Below are 19323 nucleotides of genomic sequence, written 5' to 3'. Positions count from 1 at the left end.
GTATGGCAGACGAACAATATCTTACCGAAAAGCATTACGTTGTCTGTGACAAAGGGATGTCTCCCAAGAAGATGAAAGTCACAAGCCAGGATTTTGTAACCTTCAGTGGGGATAAAGCGGCAACAGAGCTTGATACCTTGAAAGGAAATAATTTCATTTGTCTTGGCAAAACCGCGTTTATTGCCGGAGCCGTTGCCGGAATTGCTGTAGGAATTTGCGCAATGATTCCCGGTCCGGGATGGCTGGTTGCGGCCATTATTGCAGCAGCTATTTTAGCAGCGGTGGCTATAGGAGCACTAAAATGTAAAGCAGCAGCACCAAGTAGAAAATGGGAAAATACAGCAGAAAAATTTGAGATAGAAGGCAATAATGCGCTTACCTTATCTTCAGTTATGATTTGCAACGCTGAAGGCGGAACAATCACTCCGAAAGAAACAGCTTGGGAAGCTTGGGGAAGTGCTGCACTCACCAATCTGGGTCACGTAGCCAATTTTGCCTTTGGATTTCTTGCTGGTCGTGGCGCGGTAGGAATGGTAGGCGGTGCAGCAGGTGCGACTACAGCAGCAGGGGTTACAGGAGCGCGACAAACTGCTGTTACATTCGGGCGTGAATTTGGTAAACAGTTTGTAAATACGGCACGAAAAGAATTAATTGAACAGTTTACTTTTAAAGGTTTTAAAAACGCTTCACTCTTCTGTAAAACCATGCGTGGACTGGGAATTGGCGGAGCATACTATGAGCAGTACAACATTTGGAGCAGCGATAAAAGTGCTGTTGAAAAATTACAGGAAAGTGGTGTAAGTCTTATATTAGGTATTTTTGCAGCTAAAGGTGCAACCTTGGTTTGTTTCCCTGCCGGCACGAAAGTTCATACCCAAAACGGATTAGCCAATATTGAAGATCTGTACGAAGGAGATTTTGTACTCACCTACAATGAAGAAACTAAGAAGCAGGAATACAAACCTATTCTGGTAAAACACGAAAGATTTACCCAGCAAATGCTTTCATTAGAGTTACCAACCGGAGAATTTGTTCGTGTCACTCCAGAGCACAGATTTTACTGTAATGATGAATGGATTGAAGCTGGAAGCCTAAGAGCAGGAGATTTATTACATCTAAAAGGTGGAGATTACACTACAATTATCAGCATTGAAACCTTGCCTCATTACGAAAAAGTTTATAATTTTGATATTGAGGATAACGAGAATTATTATGTGACTGAGGATGGGATCTTGGTGCATAATGGGTATGGTAGTGCGGCAGATGATTTAGGAGGTGATCCTCCTGGAACTTTTAGAGACAGCAGCGGTAGGTTGAGAAATGATGATGGAAGTTTTGCAAATGATCCAAATACTTCTCGTTCAAATTTAAGAGATAATCGACCGAGTTATGGAGGAACGCAAGTTGATGATGTTTGGAATAATGCTATTAGAGATGCTGATGGAAATGTAATTGATCCAAATACAGGAGAGATTTTGATTTGGGATAAAACACAGCCAAGAATAGGTCAATGGGATATGGGGCACAAGCCAGGACATTCATATAAAGATTTATGTGATAGATATGAAAGAGGAGATATTACATATGAACAATTTTTAAAAGAATATAGAGATTCAAGTAATTATTGGCCGGAGAGCCCCTCAAGTAATCGAAGTAATAAATATACAAATTAAAACTTAATGGAAAACTTTTTTAATATCATAACAGACGGTGATTTTAAAGCTGTAAAAGAAAAAATTAATGAGACCAACATCAATGTTTTGAACGTTAATAATATGTCTCTTTTACAAGAAGCACTTAAAAATAAACAAGATGAGATTGCACATTATTTAATCGAAAAAGGTGTTGATATCAACAACCAAGATAATCAAGGAATGGTTGCTTTTCATTATATTGCTGTATATAAAAATGATTTAACTTTAGCGAGAGTACTTCTTCAAAAAGATGCAGATATTGAAATTAAAGATAAATATGGTAATTCTCCTTTATGGACAGCTATTTTTAACGCGAGAGGAGATTATGGATTTGTAAAGCTTCTTTTAGAAAATAATGCAGATTTAAAATCGGTAAATATCGCTGGAAAAACACCTTACGATTTGGCTTATATTATGAAATTTCCTGAGTTAATCAGTTTAATTACCGAATATTCTGCATCATGATTTCTTTATTTTTTAATGATAATTTTAATAGTTTGACATTGAAGAATCTAAAACCGGATTTTGAACAATGTCGTCAGATGTTTTTAGATGTTATGAAACATTCAAATAATTCACTAGGTATAATTATTAATGAAAAGACTGTTCAGTTTTACAAAGAAAAAAATAATAAGATACTTGTAGAAATCATAAATTCAAATATGATTAATAATCAAATGTTTGCAGATGTTAATGAGTCTATAGATATCATTAAAAGTATTTATGAAAAACATTTGATTGAAGTTTTACCAAATATGAAACTAATAAATATTAAAGTAGAATCATTAGAAGATGTTCTTGACAAAGAGTAATTTCTCACGTAAATAAAGACAATATTAATACTTATATTTTTGAAGTATTGTTATTTATATGAGGATATATTGTTTTAGACAAAATATTGATTTTCAATTACAATTACCAGTATTAAAATCTTGCCTCATTACGAAAAGTTGATAATTTTGATATTGAGGTTTATTTCTGAAACCATCGGAGATATTAGTATTTTACATTTAAATGTTAGAGATTATACAATAATTATCAGCATTGAAACCTTGCCTCATCACGAAAAAGTTTATAATTTTGATACTGAAATCTATTATGTAACAGAAGATGGATTCTGGAGTTGTCAACCTAAGTCAAGAAGATTCTGACATAAACAGTTGAAAAATAGGTCTGATAAGTCATCAAATATTAACAACTTTTACAATTTATTTTGTGATTTTAAAACTAGAAAAAACATAAGTATTTAAAGCTCAGAGATATTTATTTTAAGGTTGATTTTAAAAGTATTAAATAGTGTTAAAACCCTGTAATCCCTATATTTTGGCACAATTTTTCAATACAATATAGTACTCATGTTTAATTGAGTTTTCATGGTTATTAGTTTTTATCCCCGGAGGAGTTCGGGGATTTTTTATGCAGTAAACTCAGGTAATCAACTTAAATCCAGCATGTCTTTGTTGTGATAAATGATTTTTTGCAAAAAAAATATTCCCGACCGAAGCCAGGAATATTTTAAATTCCAAGAACAGAATTTTTTTAATAGTTATGAATAAAGTTTCAACTTTTATGCCAAATTTAACTTAATTAAAAAAGATCGGAATATTAAATCTCTCACCAAAATTCATTTATAAATCATTTTCAGTTAGTTTTTTGATCATTCCGCTGAAAATATATCCATGAAAAGGCAAGACGGTATACCAGTAAAGTCGGCCAAAAATACCAACCGGCCGGAATGTAGCTTCCTGAATCAGCTTTCCGTCAATGATTTTAAAATCAAGCCAGGCTTCGCCCGGAAGTTTCATTTCAGCAAAAAGGAGAAGTCTTTTTTCATCCCTGCTCGCATAAAGAACTCTCCAGAAATCTACGCTGTCTCCCGCATTGATCTGTTTCGAATTTTTTCTGCCTCTTTTGAGACCTACGCCTCCGAAAAGCTTATCAATACTTCCTCTCAGACTCCATAAATAATTGGCATGATACCACCCGTTTTTTCCGCCAATCCCGAATATTTTATCGAGAGTTTTCTCTTCGTCTTTTATTTCTCTGCATTTTTTATCTTTAAAAACTCCCATAGACGGCACTTCAAGAAAATTCCACACGTTTTTAGAATATCGGTAATTACCAAATGAATCGTACCAGGTTGAGAGTACATCATTTTGTTCTATTTTATCGAAACTCAGCTTAAGACTTTCATCGTATGAGAGCAGTTTAATGTTTAGTTTTTCTGCAAGATCATTTTCTTCAGCCACCACATTTACCTTCATACTGTCAACAAGATTTTTCGCCAAAACATAAGATGTTGAAGTAATAAAATACAGCCAGTAAGAGGATATTTTTGGACTCAATACGGGTACCGATATAATTGTGCGCTTCAATTTTCTTTCTTTTGCAAAGATCAATAGCATTTGTTTGTATGAAAGAACATCCGGGCCTGCTATATCAAAATGTTTGTTGTAAGTAAAGGTTTTTCCCATAACGCCGATCAAAAACTCGATCACATTTCTAATTGCTATCGGCTGACAAAGAGTTTTAAGCCATTTTGGAGCAACCATGACAGGAAGTTTTTCTACAAGATCGCGAATAATCTCAAACGACGCAGATCCCGAACCGATGATAATTCCGGCCCGTAATACCGTCAATGCGTAAGATTCTGATTTTAATTCATCTTCTACATCTTTGCGCGACTGCAGATGTTTTGATAATTGAGAATCATTGACGATTCCGGTAAGATAAATCACCTGTTTGCAATCAGTTTTTTCTACAGTTTCTGCAAAATTTTTGGCAGATATTTTTTCGGCTTTGCTAAAATCTGCATTTGCCGACATTGAATGTATCAGGTAAAATGCAATTTCAATATCTTTATCAATTGCCGAAAGCGTTGAGGCATCGTTGTAATCGTGCTCAATTACACTTAATTGGTTTTCGTAATTTAGATAAAGCGAACGATCAAATCGCTTTTTATCGCGAACAGAACAGATAACTTCATGGCCACTTCCCAGAAGCTGGATAAGAAGTCTCTTTCCGATATATCCTGTGGCTCCGGTAAGTAGTATTTTCATTTTATAAAGTGTATTGGAGAAATTGTTGATCAGCTTTTAATTTTCAATTTAAAAATGAAAAATACGATGCGCTGATTTTCTATTCCAACAGTTACAAAACTAGTACCAACAGATTCTTAAACAGTTTAATAAATAAAATCTGGTTAGCAAACAATTTAAATATATCGTTTCTATCATCATAACTGTTATTTAATAATCTCTTAACTATATTTTAGCACAAAGACTTCGTAAATTAGAATCTCAAAACAAAATATTTATGGAATTAAGAAAGATTAAAAATACCGATTTGTTAGTAGCTCCTATCAATTTTGGAGGAAATGTATTTGGATGGACACTTGATGAAAAGCAGTCTTTTGATATTTTGGATCAGTTCTCGGGAGCCGGTTTTAACTTTGTTGATACTGCCGATACGTACTCATGGTGGGTGAATGGCCAAGGCGGACAATCTGAAGAAATCATTGGTAAATGGATGAAACAGCGAGGAAACAGAAATGATCTCGTGATTGCCACAAAAGTAGGATCTGAGACGAAGGAACATGGTTTTGACATCAGTAAAAAACACATTTTGAAATCTGTGGATGAGTCATTAGCAAGGCTTCAAACCGATCATATAGATTTATATTACACTCATTTTGATGATAAGAAAACTCCTGTTAAAGAGACTTTAGAGGCTTACGATGAGGTGATTAAAGCAGGGAAAGTTCGTTATATTGCTGCATCGAATGTATCTCCCGAAAGATTAAAAGAGTCTTTTGAAGTTGCTGAAAAAAATAACCTTCCGAAATATGTAGCTCTGCAGCCGCATTATAATTTATTGGAAAGAGAAAAATTTGAAACAGAATACGCTGATTTAGTGAAAGAATATGATCTTAGTGTCTTCACATATTGGTCTTTGGCAGCAGGATTTCTGACAGGAAAATACAGAACTGAGGAAGATCTCGCGAAAAGCACACGAGGAGAAGGTGTAAGAAAATATCTGAATGAAAAAGGAATTGAAGTCTTAAAAGCTTTAGACCAAATTAGTAAAAAACACGCTACGACGCAGGCTTCTGTGGCTTTGGCGTGGCTGTTGGCAAATCCGCTGGTTACAGCTCCAATTGTGAGTGCGACGAGCGAGTCTCAGTTGAAAACGTTGTTTGAAGCACCAAAATTAAGTCTAAGTTCCGATGATATCGAGCTTTTAAACAATGTAAGTTCGTAGATTAAGCGTTATAAAATAAAATCCCGGTACTGAAAATTACCGGGATTTTTTGTGGATTATTTTGCTTTTTATTTTAATTTAAATTTTACTTTCGTTTTTATGGCATCAGAAGAATTTCCGATCAAAGCTTCAAAATCTCCGGGTTCTGCAACCCATTCGTGTTTATCGGCATTAAAGAAACTCAGCGCGGTTTTATCAACCGTAATGCTGACTTCTTTTTCTTCTCCGGGATTTAAAAATACTTTTTCAAAACCTTTAAGTTCTTTTGTCGGTCTCGGAACGGATGATTTCAGATCGCTGATGTACAACTGTACCACTTCAGCTCCTGCTTTTTTACCAGTATTTTTAACGTTAACTGTAAATGTAATCTTATCATCCTGGCCAATCGTTGTTTTGTCACTTTTAGCTTTTCCGAACTCAAAAGTAGTGTAGCTCAAGCCGTGTCCGAAACTGAATAAAGGTTTAATTTTTTTTGTGTCGTGCCAACGGTAACCCACAAAAATTCCTTCATTGTAAGTAATGTTGATCGGGTTTTTCTGGTCTTTCCCTTTTCCTGCAGCCAGTTCTTCTTTATTTCCGGGATACTCTCCCAATTGATGAGCCGAATTATCTTCAAGTTTAACAGGGAAAGAAAAAGGTAACTTTCCTGAAGGATTGGCATCGCCTGCCAAAACAGAAGCAATAGAATTTCCTGCTTCCGAACCGAGATACCAAGATTGTAAAACGGTAGGAACATCTTTAATCCACGGCATGGCAACTGCATTTCCTGAAACTAAAACCACGGCAAAATTCTTATTGGCTTTTGCTAAAGCAGCAATCACATTGTCTTGATTGTAAGGTAATCCGTAGCTTTTTCTGTCGTTTCCTTCACTGTCCTGGAAGTCAGATTTATTCAAACCACCAACGAAAATTACATAATCAGATTTTTTAGCTAAATCAACAGCTTCATTTAATAATTCATTGGCAGAACGGTCGTCTTTCAGATCCTGGCCAGATTTTACACCATTGTATTCACCGCCGATATCACCTACATAACCTCTCGCATACTGTACATCTGCCTGTTTCCCGAATCTATTTTTAATTCCATCTAAAGGTAAAGTTTCATATTTTACTTTTAATGATGATGAACCTCCACCAACAGTCATGATTTTGATGGCATTTTCACCGATGACAGCAATTTTTTTTGCTTTATTTAAATCTATCGGAAGTACATTTCCCTGATTTTTTAGCAAAACAATTCCTTCTTCACCAATTTCTTTGGCAACGGCTTTATGTTCTTCAGAAGCCACGTTTCCGAAAGGTTTTTTGGTATTCATCGTGGTTTTGTAAGCCAGATTCAGAAGTCTTGTCACCTTATCATCCAGTTCTTTTGTTCCCACTTTTCCTTCTTTAATTAAATTTAAATAAGGTTGAGCCAAATAATAATTGTCGTATGCATTTTTGGTTCCGGCAGAAAGTCCGTTAGTCCAGCTTCCGAATTCAAGATCCAAACCGTTGTGAATTGCCTGTTCGGTGTTATTTACTGCGCCCCAGTCGGAAACGACAACACCTTTATATTTCCATTCGCCTTTTAAAATATCATTCAGAAGATATTGATTCTGACTGGCGTATTCACCTTTATACATATCATAAGCACCCATGATCGTCCACGAATCTCCTTCAGTTACGGCCGCTTTAAAAGGCGGAAGATAAATTTCGTACAAAGTTCTGTCGTCAACATTCACATTGCTCGTATGACGGAACATTTCCTGATTATTGAGCGCATAATGTTTCACAGAAGTCGCCACACCGTTGGATTGTACACCTTTGATGTAAGGTACCACCATTTTTGAAGTTAAATAAGGATCTTCACCCATGTATTCAAAATTTCTTCCGTTAAGTGGAGTTCTGTAGATGTTAACTCCCGGTCCCAGAAGAATGTCTTTCTTTCTGTAGCGTGCTTCTTCGCCTAAAGCTTTACCGTAATTCCACGACATTTTCTTGTTCCAGGTTGCAGATAATGCTGTAAGAGCGGGATAAGCAATAATTGAATCGTTCGTCCATCCAGCTTGGTTCCATTCGTCCCACATTACTTCAGGTCTCACTCCGTGAGGTCCGTCGGTAGTCCAGAATTCTGGAATTCCCAATCTTGGAACTCCCGGTGAACTGAATTTTGACTGTGCATGAAGCATTGCCACTTTTTCCTCCAAAGTCATTCTCGAAAGCGCATCCTGAACCCGCTGTTCTACAGGTTTTGATTCGTCAAGGTAAATTGGAAGTGTTGTATTTTGAGCCATAGAAGAAGCAGATATTAAAGTGAATAAACCTACAATGGCAGTTTTCTTTAGCATAAAAACCTTTTTATTGATTAAAAACAAAAGTACTAAAATTTTTTATTATCTCAAATTGAGAAAATGTAATTTGGTTATTATATGGTTAAATGTGATTAAATGAGATGCTTTAAAAAGTTGATGATATTTAAAACAGCAGTGATTACTTTAAAAAATTATGTATTTTTATTTTTTCACATGAAAATTCCACCGTAAAGATGGAATTTTTTTGAAGTGACAAGAACGTTTATCTTAAATTTCCACAACACTTTTTGATTATTCATAAATTGTAAAAATTAAAAAAACTTGCGGACTTTGAATTAAAATTTGGTGCTGAATAAAATCAATATTCAGATAACATTCTTAAAATCCCTTCACAGCACCGCCTTTGAAAATCATTTTTGCTTTCTCCGCGACCTCTTCAGACTGATACGCTTTTAGAAATTTTTTTATTTTAGCATCATTTTTATTATCTTCTCTGGAAACCACCACATTCATATAAGGCGAATCTTTATCTTCCTTAAAAATTCCAAATTCATTGGCATCAAGACCAGCTTGTGCGGCAAAATTATTGTTGATGATCGCAATCACCACTTCTTTATCATCCAAAACTCTTGGCAACTGCGGAGCTTCAATTTCAAGGATTTTCAGCTTTTTCGGATTTTCTGTGATATCTGTGACTTTTGGCAATAAGCCAACACCGTCTTTCAGTTTTAAAAGTCCGTTTTTCTGAAGTAGGAGTAAAGATCTTCCGCCGTTCGTGGGATCATTCGGAATGACAATTGTGCTTCCGTTCTGAAGTTGGGAAATGGTTTTGATCTTTTTTGAATACGCAATAATCGGATAGACAAAAGTATTTCCGATTACAGCTAATTTATAACCACGTTGTTTGGATTGTTCGTTTAAATAAGGAACGTGCTGAAACGCATTCGCATCAATATCGCCGTTATTCAGGGCTTCATTCGGAATGACATAATCGTTGAATGAAATCAGCTCAACTTCAAGATTGTATTTTTCTTTGGCCACTTTTTTGGCAGTTTCGGCAATTTCCTGTTCGGGACCTGATGTGATTCCTACTTTAATATAATTCGGATCTTCTTTTTTAGGCGAATTACATGCAGTGAATAGCAGCAAACCTGCTGCGACAAAATTTAGAATTTTTATTTTTTTCATTATAAATTATTTTAACTGTTAGACTATTTAAGTGTAAAACTATTTAGGCTTATCGATGATCAAACCTTTTCGCCAATCGATCTCCCGCAAACTGAATGATAAAAACCAAAGCCACAAGAAGACCAAGAACCAAATTCATAATCAATGCATCGTAACCAATATATCCGTATTGATAGCCGATCTGTCCCAATCCACCTGCACCAACTGCGCCTCCCATTGCAGAATAACCGACAAGTGTAATCAGCGTAATACTTGCATTGTTAATGAGCGAAGGCAAAGCTTCAGGAAGCAAAACTTTTTTAATGATCTGAAACGGACTCGCGCCCAAAGCTCTTGCTGTTTCAATCAGTCCCTGTGGAATTTCCAGCAGACTGTTTTCAACCAACCTTGCGATAAAGGGAGCAGCACCGATACTTAGAGGAACCAAAGCGGCATTCACTCCAATCGAAGTTCCTACCAAAGATCTTGTGAAAGGAATCATCCAGACAATCAAGATGATAAAGGGAATTGATCTGAAAATATTGACTAAAACAGACAAGATTCTGTTGTAAATTACATTTTCCAGAAGCTGACCATTTTTTGTTAAAAATAAAAGAATTCCGACCGGTAATCCTAAAGCAAATCCAAAAAAGCCTGATGCAAAAGTCATAAATATCGTTTCCCAAAGTCCTTTAGACAAAAGAGAAATCACGGTTTCATTAAGCATATCCTCTCAGTGTATTTTGAATTTTATTCTGGTTAAAATAATAGATCGCCTTTTGGTTGTCTTCATATTTTCCTTTTAAATGAAGCAATAGCGTTCCGATATTTGCACTTCCCAAATATTCAACATCTGCTTTCAGGAGTTGATAAGGGATTTTGTATTCGTCATATATTTTCGAAAGCAGTTTTTCGACACTGATATCTTCGTTGAGTTCCACTTCAACTAACGGGAATAATCCTTCCTGTGGTTCTTTTTGAAGTGTTTTTGTAAATTCCTGAGGGATTGTCATGTTTCCTGAGTTTATAAATTGTTTGATGATCGGGTGATCTCTGTTTGAGATAATTTCCTTTAATGTTCCTTTCACGACCAGTTTTCCTTTATCGATAACAGAAACGTGGTTGCAGATTGCTTTTATAACATCCATTTCGTGAGTAATCAATAAAATGGTGATTCCCAAGCGGCGGTTGATGTCTTTTAGAAGTTCTAAAATAGACTTTGTCGTTGCCGGATCGAGTGCACTTGTTGCCTCGTCACAAAGCAGTAAATACGGATCATTGGCTAAAGCTCTCGCAATCGCGACCCTCTGTTTTTGTCCGCCCGACAGACTTTTAGGATACTCATTGGCTTTGTCTTGAAGTCCTACAATTTTTAAAAGTTCGTTTACTTTTTCCCGGATCTGATCTTTTTTAAGTTGATCTAGTTCCAACGGCAGCGCTATATTTTCGAACACCGTTCTTGACGATAGCAAATTAAAATGTTGGAAAATCATCCCGATCTTTTTACGTTCTTTCGCCAGTTGTTTTGAATTTAACTGCGTGAAATCTGTCCCGTTGATGATAATTTCTCCGGAATCTGGCCTCTCCAAAAGATTCACCGTTCTGATCAGCGTACTTTTTCCGGCTCCCGAAAATCCGATGATTCCTACGATATCGCCCTTTTCGATCGTTAGACTCACATCATCCAAAGCTTTAAAAGATTGTTTTTTCTGACGAAATGTTTTGGATATATTTTTAATTTCTATCATTTTCCTGAATTGTTATTAAAATAAAAAAGGCTTTACAACGTGGTAAAGCCTTTCAAAAATATGTCATCATAAAATTAAGGTCATCCACTAAAATTCATATATACGCGCGCGCAGCAATGCATCATCATACGCATGATGTTCATCTTCATAAAGTTATATCTGCATTTTGCTGTCATTTTCATTTCTTAACCTGATTACGGATGCAAATATAGAACATAAATTTTTATAAGTCTACTTTTTTGGTAGACTTTTTATTGATTCATATTTAAGCATTTGATTTTTAAGGTGTTTATTTTTGAAATAAATGATTTCCGTTTTTATTTGAATTAAATTATTTTTAAAAAATGAAAATTCAGATCATCAGCGATTTGCACCGGGAATTTGGCTTTACCGATCTATTTTTTGATCATTCGGATGTTGTTGTTTTGGAAGGAGACGTCAATTTAGGTATGAAAGGAATTGAGTGGATTAAAAATAAAATTCCCGACAAACCCGTTATCTTGCTGCGTCGGAAAACGATCTTACTATTGCGGAAAATGATCTTGTTACCGTGGAAAATGATCTTTCTACCTCGGAAAACAATTTTCCTATTTCGGGAAGAGATCTTACTGCTGTGGAAAATGAGCTTACCATTTCTGAAACCGATCTTGCTGTTTCGGAAAACAATCTTCCTATCTCGGGAAGAGATCTTACTGCTTTGGAAAATGAGCTCATTACTTCAGAAAACGATCTTGCTGCGTCGGAAAACAATTTTCCTGCTTCGGGAAGTGATCTTCCTGCTTTGGAAAATGATGTTGCTACTTTGGAAAGAACTTTGGCTAACGGAAAACGATTATCTTTTACGAAATTTTTTAAGCAATCCTAAACTGATAATCCAAAAAAAATCCCGATTTTTGCACCCCTTTCTATAACCCGATTATTCATGAAACTTTGTATTGCCGAAAAACCCAGCGTTGCCAGAGATATTGCCAAAGTATTGGGCGCAACTATGCCAAAACAAGGCTATATGGAAGGAAACGGCTATTGCGTAACATGGACATTCGGACATCTCTGTACCCTCAAAGAACCCCACGATTACGGTCCGCAATACAAATCATGGAATCTGTTTTTGCTGCCGATCATTCCTAAAAATTTCGGGATTAAATTAATTCCAAACAAAGGCGTTGAAAATCAGTTTAAAGTTATCGAAAAGCTGGTTGCAGAATGTGATGAAGTCATCAATTGCGGGGATGCGGGACAGGAAGGAGAACTTATTCAGCGTTGGGTTTTGCAGAAAGCAAAATGCGATAAACCGGTGCAGCGTTTGTGGATTTCCTCTCTTACCGAAGAAGCGATCAAAGAAGGTTTTGAAAAATTAAAACCTGCTGAAGATTATAAAAATCTCTATCTCGCGGGGAACGCAAGAGCAATTGGAGACTGGTTATTAGGAATTAATGCAACCCGACTTTTCACCAAAAAATTTGGCGGCAATAAAGCGGTTTTGTCTATCGGAAGGGTGCAGACTCCGACTTTGGCAATGCTCGTGCAGCGTCAGAAAGAAATTGACGCGTTTTCTACCGAAGAATATTGGGAACTTAAAACCAAATACCGTGACGTCATCTTTAATGCAGCTATCGACCGTTTAAAAACCCTTAACCGAGCCGAAAAAGGTTTGGAATATTTAAAAATCAATCCTTTTGAAATTCTTTCATTTGAAATTAAAGAAGGAAAAGAAAAAAATCCGAGATTGTTTGATCTTACCGGACTTCAGGTGGAAGCCAATAAAAAGTACGGATATTCGGCAGACAGCACCTTAAAATACATTCAGAGTCTATACGAGAAAAAACACGTCACTTATCCGCGTGTTGATACGACCTATTTATCAGAAAGTTTATATCCGAAAATTGGTGGAATTCTTCAAAGCATGGTCATTTATAAAGATTTAATTTCGCCTTTGCTTGAACAGCCAATTCCGAAATCGAAAGCGGTTTTTGATGATGCGAAAGTGACCGATCACCATGCAATTATTCCGACTGAAGTTCCGCCGACACAGAATTTAAGCAGAGAAGAAAAACTGATTTATGATCTGATTGCCAAACGTTTTATCGCCGTTTTTTATCCTGAATGTAAAATTTCAAACACGGTGGTGGAAGCGCAGGTGGGAACGATTCCTTTTAAAACAAGCGGAAGACAGATTCTGGAACCAGGCTGGAGAGCCGTTTATGCTAAAGATGCCAAAGAAGAACCGACTGATAAAGAAAAAGATAAGGACGAAGAGCAGACGATTCCGGAATTTAAAGTGGGAGAAACCGGACCTCACGAACCGATGATTCATCAGGGAAAAACTTCGCCGCCAAAAGCATATACGGAAGCAACTTTACTCCGGGCGATGGAAACTGCCGGAAAACAGGTTGATGATGAAGAGCTTCGGGAAATGTTGAAGAACAATGGCATCGGAAGACCTTCAACGCGCGCAAACATTATAGAAACGCTTTTCAAAAGAAAATATATTGAACGGAAAAAGAAAAATTTAGTCGCAACTTCCACGGGAATTCAGCTGATCGACACAATTGAAGACGAACTTTTAAAAAGTCCGGAACTGACAGGGGAGTGGGAACTGAAACTTCGTAAAATTGAAAGTGGTGAATATGAAGCCAATCATTTTAAAGATGAGTTGATTCAGATGATTAGGGAACTGACTAAAAAAGTCGTCGACGGAAAGGCAAAAGTTTTCACTTTACATGAGGAAAAAGAAGAAGTTAAAGAAAAGAAAAAACGTGAACCAGCCGTAAAAAAAGAATTGCAATCGTGGGAAGAAACAAAATGCCCGAAATGTAAAGAACATCAGCTGATGAAAGGGAAAACCGCAGTTGGATGTTCGGATTTTAAAAACTGCGGCTTCAAAGTTTCATTTGATATTTTCGGAAAAAAACTTTCAGATAAACAATTAATGGACTTAGTTTTAAAAGGAAAAACTTCAAAATTAAAAGGTTTTACCATGCATCCGGAAAGTTTAAGCGAAGGAATTGTTTCGCTTTCTCCGGAATTTTTGATAACTCTAAGCTAAAAATTATTGAAATTTTTTAACCATTAAGATTGTTTAGTTGGTAAGGAATTTAAGAAAATTCTAAAGATTTTTTTAAGCGTTGTGCTTAAAGCGAAGCTCAAACTTACTATCCTAAAAATCTAAATAATCCTTAATGGTTGAAAATTCTAAAGATTATCAGTGACTTACTTCACATACAATCTCATTTTCAGTTCATATTCAGGTTTTGTTTTTAAGAGTTTCCAGATCTTTTTATCGTCAGGATTGCTCACTCGGTAAAAGATAATTTTATCCGCAGAATATTTAAAATAAGGATGATTTCTAAGCCATTCTTCGGGAGCATCTATTAAAGAATATCTTTCCACTTTTGAATTGTCAAGAGGTGCAATACTGAGTAACTTCTGCACAAGTTCTTTATCGATATTATAGGTTTCAAGAATTTGATCTTTCGTCATAAACCCACCCAGCTTTTTTCTGAATCCGATCATTGATCCTGCGCTTTTTTCATCTAGACCAAACTCCAGAAGCTGTCTGAAAGTGATGGTATTCATGTCAATTTTTGAGAAATCTGTCTTTTCCTGTTTTGTATCAGTCTTTTTATCGACAGAACTTTTCATTGTTACAGCATTTAGCCTTATAAAAGGTTTCAACTCGGCAAATTTTTCAGGAGAAATTACAAAGCAATTCTGAATGTCTTCTAACGTTTTAAAACTGCCTTTCAGATTTCTGTCCCGATAATTAACGATCACATTCGCCTGTTTTTCAGTAAATCCTAAAGCCATCCAACCTTCGGCGTCTAAAGTATTAGGGTCAAAAGTGGTTTGCCGAGTTTTAGTCTTAAATGAATTAGATTTTCCTTCATAAGCATTAAAATTTGCAGGAGTTTTTGCCGGGAGAAGTAAATAAGGTGCAAGCTTTTGATAATTTTCATCATTGATGATAAAGCATTCTTTAAATTTTTCTTTACTGACAAAACTTCCGCCCAGATAATTTTTATATTTTAAAATCGCCGCAGCTTGTTTTTCTGAAAAACCCATATTTTCCCAGTCATTTTGAGAGAACTGATCTGGATTAAATTTTCCTGAAACCGAGATAGATTTTTTTTTAAAATGATAGGAATCTGATTTCGCTTCTTTATTATTTTCCGGAAGCAGTATAAATTCCTGCAATTGAGAGAATTTTTCATCAGAAATAGCGTAACATTTTTTAAACTGTTCTTTCGAAAGAAATTTTCCGCCTACAATTTGTTTGTATTTTAAGATTGTTGCTGTTTGTTTTTCAGAGAATCCTAGCTTTTGCCATTGGTTTTCGTCGAGATCATTGGGATCAAATTCATTTAGAATATCTGAAGGGAGACTCTCAGAAACGAAATTTACTTGCGGAAACTTTTCAGTATTTTTAGTTGAGTATTTCTGATAAACTAGAAGAAAAAGCAAAAGCAATCCTAGAACTGCTATTCTTTGGTAGTAATTTTTTTTCATCATTTCGTAAAATTAAAAATAAATTTTAATTATAAAATGATTTTACCGGAAAAATTAAACTTATTCGGTTCTTTTGTTGTGAATGAACAACTGCACCAGAGAACTGACAAATATCCCAATCAAGCCACTCATTACAATTGTATTTGCATTAAAAATAATTCCTATAATTAATGCAAGCAGCGAAATACCACTTATGATTATAAGATATTTTCTTTTGATTTTTGCCATGCGTGATTATCTTTATTCAGAATCTTTTTCAACCAAAGAATCTTTCAGTTTAAGAAGTTCTGCTTTCACGAATTCTAAACGGTCGATGAGAGAAATTGTTTCAGAAATTTTTGAATTTGTAGTCAGAGCAACGCGCGCTCCGTCTAAAGTATAGCCTTTTTCCTTAACCAAATGATAAATGATCTTCAGGTTTTTGATGTCTTCAGGAGTAAAATAGCGGTTACCTTTTTTGTTTTTTTTGGGTTTGATGATAGGGAATTCTTGTTCCCAATATCTTATCAATGAAGCGTTTACGTCGAATGCTTTAGCAACTTCTCCTATCGAATAATACAGTTTGTCGGGTAAATTTGTCTTCATTGTAGCTGATCCTGAAAATTCAAAGATAAATATTTTTTAAACTACTTCGCAAATCGTAAATTGTAAGCTTTAAATAAAAAATAATGAAAAGGATATTGAATTTAAGTCTTCTTGGTTTGGTTTTGGCATTTCTAAGTTGCAAATCACAAAATTATAATGCTATGTTTGAAAACACCGAGCCGAAATTACTTTCAGATCAATTCAAATTTACGGAAGGTCCTGCGACCGATAAATCAGGAAACGTTTACTTCACAGATCAGCCAAATGACAAGATCTTTGTGTGGGATTGGAAAACGGATGAAATCTCTTTGTTTTTAGACAAAACAGGTCGTGCAAACGGAACGTATTTTGATGAAAATGATAATCTAATTACTTGTTCAGATAATGAAGGGGAAATCTGGAAAATCGGGAAAGATAAGTCTGTTGAGGTTTTGTCCAGAGGTTTTGAAGGGAAGAGATTAAACGGTCCTAATGACCTTTGGCTAGACGGTAATGGCGGTATCTATTTTACAGATCCTTTGTACGAAAGAGATTATTGGGAGAATTTTAAAGTCGAAATTCCCGAGAAAAATTTATATTATCGAAATAAAGAAGGAGTTGTTTCTAAAATCGAAACTTTTACTCAGCCAAATGGAATCATTGGAAGCATTCAGCAGAAAAAATTATATGTTTCAGATATTGACGGCGGAAAAACTTATGTCTACGATATCCTGGGTGATGGTAAGCTTTCTGAAAAGAAGCTATTCTGTGAGATGGGTTCAGACGGAATGACGCTTGATAAAGAAGGAAATCTATATTTAACAGGCGACGGAGTTACGGTCTTTAATTCAAAAGGTGAAAAAGTTCATCATGTTAAAATTCCGGAAGACTGGACGGGAAATGTTACTTTTGGTGGAGAAAAAAATAACATCTTATTTATCACCGCATCAAAATCAGTCTATACTTTACCAACAAAAACAAGTGGATTAAAATAGATTGAAGCAAAGGTTGAGGTTTAGATTGAAAGAAATTTCGCTAAAACTCAACCTTTACTTTAAAACTAATATGCAACTTCCATCTTTACTTTTTTACCTTTCAGTTTTTCAGTACTCAGTTTTTTCAGTAATTCTCGCACTTTGGTTCTTGAAACAGCCACGTAAGATGTTGTATCTTTCACTTCAATCAGCCCAAGATCTTCTTTCTGCAATTCTCCTTTTTTTAATAAATATCCAACGATATCAACTTTATTGACCTTGTCTTTTTTCCCCGCACTGATGTAAATCGTCTGAAACGGTGGGTTTGCAGGAACTTTAGAAAACTCCTTTACAGATTCTTCAGGCGTATCTTTTTTGATGAACGGAAATTTTTCATCTTCGGTCATCACGATATAGGCAGAACCTTTTGCATTCATTCTTGCAGTTCGCCCATTTCTGTGGATAAATGCATCTTCAGTAGTCGGCAATTGATAATGCACAATTGATTCAACTTCAGGAACATCCAAACCTCGAGCAGCCAAATCAGTTGTAATTAAAACTCTCGCTGTGTCATTTCTGAATTTCAGCAAAGCACGTTCTCTTTCGTCCTGTTCCATACCGCCGTGGAAGGTTTCTCGGGCGATACCTTTGTCTAAAAGTAAATCCGCAATACGGTCAACGGTTTCTCTGTGATTACAGAAAATCAACGTTCTTTTGTTTCCTATTTTGCAGATCAGATGAAATAAAGTATCCAATTTTTCCTCAGAAACCGTCATTACTTTTCTTAACTGAATATCGGGTTTGTGTTCCAGTTTTAAGAAATCAACGAGTTTTTCGTTTTTTAATCCAGTAAACTTAGGAATTTCGTTCATTGATGTTGCGGAAGTGAGAATTCTCTGATACAGATTGTACATATTCTCGATAATGTATTCCATATCATCGTGGAAACCGAATTCTAAAGCCTTATCAAATTCATCTAAAACCAGATTTTTGATCGTTTTCACATCAAGATTTTTATTTCTCATATGATAAGCAACTCTTCCAGGAGTTCCGATCAATACAGCAGGAGCTTCTTTAAGATTGTTCATCTCAATTTTTTTATCATGACCGCCATAGCAAACAGTCACTTTAAAATCTGTTCCCATCGATTTGAAAACCTGCTCAATCTGTAAAGCTAATTCTCTCGCCGGAACTAAAATTAATGCCTGAATTCCTGTAGATTCTTTCTTCAAATTTCTAAGAACCGGAAACAGAAAAGCCAATGTTTTTCCTGATCCTGTAGGAGAAAGTAAAACAACATCGGTATTGTTTTCCGTAGTTTTGTATGTAGATTTCTGCATCTGATTCATATCCTGAATCTGCAGTTTTTTATAAATAGATTCTAATTCCATTTTGCAAAGGTAGGGGATTTATACGTAAAACTAAACCTCTTTTAATAGCCTTAAAAATGGTTGTTTTTGTTCATTGTCTGTAATTAAGGTAAGAAAGATATAACGTTTTTGGCTTGCCGAAGGGGGAATTTTTAGCACAAAAGTTCAATAGAATTACTACTATTGAACCTTGCACAAATGCTCAAACGAAGCACTTCAGCAGCGCTTTTTGAAAACCCTTGTTGGCTGCCGTTTTTTTGTTGGAACGTTGTTTTTAATTTGTAGGTACTGCTCCAATTTGTTGCAATAATCCAAGAAAGTCGGGTTGTCCGTGTTCTCCAATAATTTGTCCTTCTGATAAGTAATAAAAATTTATTGCTTGAACACTAATCGATTTTCCTGTTGGAGGAACGCCAAAAAAATTCCCTTGATGTGTTCCACGCATTGTAAAACGAGCAGCTATTTTGTCGCTCTCTACAACTATGTCTTCAAGTGTCCATTGAATGTCGGGGAATCCACTTCTCATCATATTTATAATTGTAAGATAACCTTCTGGACCTTTCATCGGATCAGTTTGTCCTGGAACATGAAATATTGCTTTTGGACTAATAAGTTCTTCTGCAAGATTTTCACTTGCTGTATTTATGAACGTTACAAAGCGGTTCATAATAGTTTTGTTTGTTTCTATTATCTTCATTTCTGTTTTTTATTTTTTTAGTCTGTCAGTTGTTATATGGTATCGGTTT

Annotated in this window: 17 protein-coding genes; 7 read left to right on the top strand and 10 right to left on the bottom strand. The window is 35.5% G+C overall.

All coding sequences use genetic code 11. The features are described from left to right. Positions 1-2 precede the first annotated feature (2 nt). Genes PGH12_RS06100 through PGH12_RS06090 form a run of 3 tightly spaced genes read left to right on the top strand, consistent with a single transcriptional unit; the run spans position 3 to position 2506 of the window. On the top strand, positions 3-1673 hold the full coding sequence (locus PGH12_RS06100) for a GH-E family nuclease (protein ID WP_267597282.1): 1671 nt from the start codon (positions 3-5) through the stop codon (positions 1671-1673). Between the two features lie 6 nt (positions 1674-1679). Then, positions 1680-2159: an ankyrin repeat domain-containing protein gene (locus PGH12_RS06095; RefSeq protein WP_267597281.1), complete on the top strand. Its 480-nt coding sequence runs from the start codon at positions 1680-1682 to the stop codon at positions 2157-2159. Continuing rightward, entirely contained in the window at positions 2156-2506 is a 351-nt protein-coding gene (locus tag PGH12_RS06090; RefSeq protein ID WP_267597280.1) for a hypothetical protein, read from the top strand. Before PGH12_RS06095 ends, PGH12_RS06090 begins: the two co-directional genes overlap by 4 nt. A gap of 816 nt (positions 2507-3322) precedes the next feature. Here the strand turns inward: PGH12_RS06090 and PGH12_RS06085 are convergent. Next, positions 3323-4753: an SDR family oxidoreductase gene (locus PGH12_RS06085; protein WP_267597279.1), complete on the bottom strand. Its 1431-nt coding sequence runs from the start codon at positions 4751-4753 to the stop codon at positions 3323-3325. Between the two features lie 256 nt (positions 4754-5009). Between PGH12_RS06085 and PGH12_RS06080 the strand changes: the two genes are divergently transcribed. After that, positions 5010-5954, top strand: a complete 945-nt coding sequence (locus PGH12_RS06080) for an aldo/keto reductase (RefSeq protein ID WP_267597278.1) — start codon at positions 5010-5012, stop codon at positions 5952-5954. Between the two features lie 68 nt (positions 5955-6022). Here the strand turns inward: PGH12_RS06080 and PGH12_RS06075 are convergent, their stop codons facing one another. From PGH12_RS06075 to PGH12_RS06060, 4 genes are all read right to left on the bottom strand, one after another. Beyond that, positions 6023-8284, bottom strand: a complete 2262-nt coding sequence (locus PGH12_RS06075; RefSeq protein ID WP_267597277.1) for a glycoside hydrolase family 3 C-terminal domain-containing protein — start codon at positions 8282-8284, stop codon at positions 6023-6025. Between the two features lie 342 nt (positions 8285-8626). After that, positions 8627-9436, bottom strand: coding sequence for a methionine ABC transporter substrate-binding lipoprotein MetQ (gene metQ, locus PGH12_RS06070; RefSeq protein ID WP_267597276.1), 810 nt, complete (start codon positions 9434-9436; stop codon positions 8627-8629). A 49-nt stretch (positions 9437-9485) separates the two neighbouring features. After that, the gene (gene metI / locus PGH12_RS06065; RefSeq protein ID WP_267597275.1) at positions 9486-10142 is read right to left on the bottom strand and encodes a methionine ABC transporter permease MetI; all 657 of its coding nucleotides are present in this window, start codon (positions 10140-10142) and stop codon (positions 9486-9488) included. Then, positions 10135-11163: a methionine ABC transporter ATP-binding protein gene (locus tag PGH12_RS06060; protein WP_267597274.1), complete on the bottom strand. Its 1029-nt coding sequence runs from the start codon at positions 11161-11163 to the stop codon at positions 10135-10137. Before PGH12_RS06060 ends, metI begins: the two co-directional genes overlap by 8 nt. A gap of 550 nt (positions 11164-11713) precedes the next feature. Here PGH12_RS06060 and PGH12_RS06055 point away from each other — a divergent pair. Together PGH12_RS06055 and PGH12_RS06050 are read left to right on the top strand one after the other, a co-directional pair. Next, on the top strand, positions 11714-12028 hold the full coding sequence (locus tag PGH12_RS06055) for a hypothetical protein (protein ID WP_267597273.1): 315 nt from the start codon (positions 11714-11716) through the stop codon (positions 12026-12028). A 57-nt stretch (positions 12029-12085) separates the two neighbouring features. Beyond that, positions 12086-14209 carry a type IA DNA topoisomerase gene (locus PGH12_RS06050; protein ID WP_267597272.1) on the top strand — a complete coding sequence of 708 codons (2124 nt, stop codon included), beginning with the start codon at positions 12086-12088 and terminating at the stop codon, positions 14207-14209. Positions 14210-14373: 164 nt separating this feature from the next. On the opposite strand, the gene PGH12_RS06045 is transcribed toward PGH12_RS06050, so the two are convergent. From PGH12_RS06045 to PGH12_RS06035, 3 genes are read right to left on the bottom strand one after another with little or no spacing between them, the layout of a single operon-like run. Next, positions 14374-15672, bottom strand: a complete 1299-nt coding sequence (locus PGH12_RS06045) for a ComEA family DNA-binding protein (RefSeq protein ID WP_267597271.1) — start codon at positions 15670-15672, stop codon at positions 14374-14376. Between the two features lie 57 nt (positions 15673-15729). Further along, positions 15730-15897 (bottom strand): hypothetical protein, encoded by a 168-nt coding sequence (locus PGH12_RS06040; RefSeq protein WP_267597270.1) that lies wholly within the window; start codon positions 15895-15897, stop codon positions 15730-15732. Positions 15898-15909: 12 nt separating this feature from the next. After that, positions 15910-16254, bottom strand: coding sequence for a MerR family transcriptional regulator (locus PGH12_RS06035; protein WP_263002568.1), 345 nt, complete (start codon positions 16252-16254; stop codon positions 15910-15912). 83 nt (positions 16255-16337) lie between these two features. Between PGH12_RS06035 and PGH12_RS06030 the strand changes: the two genes are divergently transcribed. Continuing rightward, positions 16338-17228, top strand: a complete 891-nt coding sequence (locus PGH12_RS06030) for an SMP-30/gluconolactonase/LRE family protein (RefSeq protein WP_267597269.1) — start codon at positions 16338-16340, stop codon at positions 17226-17228. 65 nt (positions 17229-17293) lie between these two features. On the opposite strand, the gene PGH12_RS06025 is transcribed toward PGH12_RS06030, so the two are convergent. Both PGH12_RS06025 and PGH12_RS06020 read right to left on the bottom strand, forming a co-directional pair. Then, on the bottom strand, positions 17294-18598 hold the full coding sequence (locus PGH12_RS06025; RefSeq protein ID WP_267597268.1) for a DEAD/DEAH box helicase: 1305 nt from the start codon (positions 18596-18598) through the stop codon (positions 17294-17296). Positions 18599-18851: 253 nt separating this feature from the next. Continuing rightward, positions 18852-19274, bottom strand: coding sequence for an ester cyclase (locus tag PGH12_RS06020; protein ID WP_267597267.1), 423 nt, complete (start codon positions 19272-19274; stop codon positions 18852-18854). Positions 19275-19323: the final 49 nt, after the last annotated feature.

It is taken from the genome of Chryseobacterium sp. CY350 (assembly GCF_027945075.1).
Lineage (GTDB): Bacteria > Bacteroidota > Bacteroidia > Flavobacteriales > Weeksellaceae > Chryseobacterium.
This window is presented reverse-complemented; position numbering and strand designations above follow the sequence as displayed.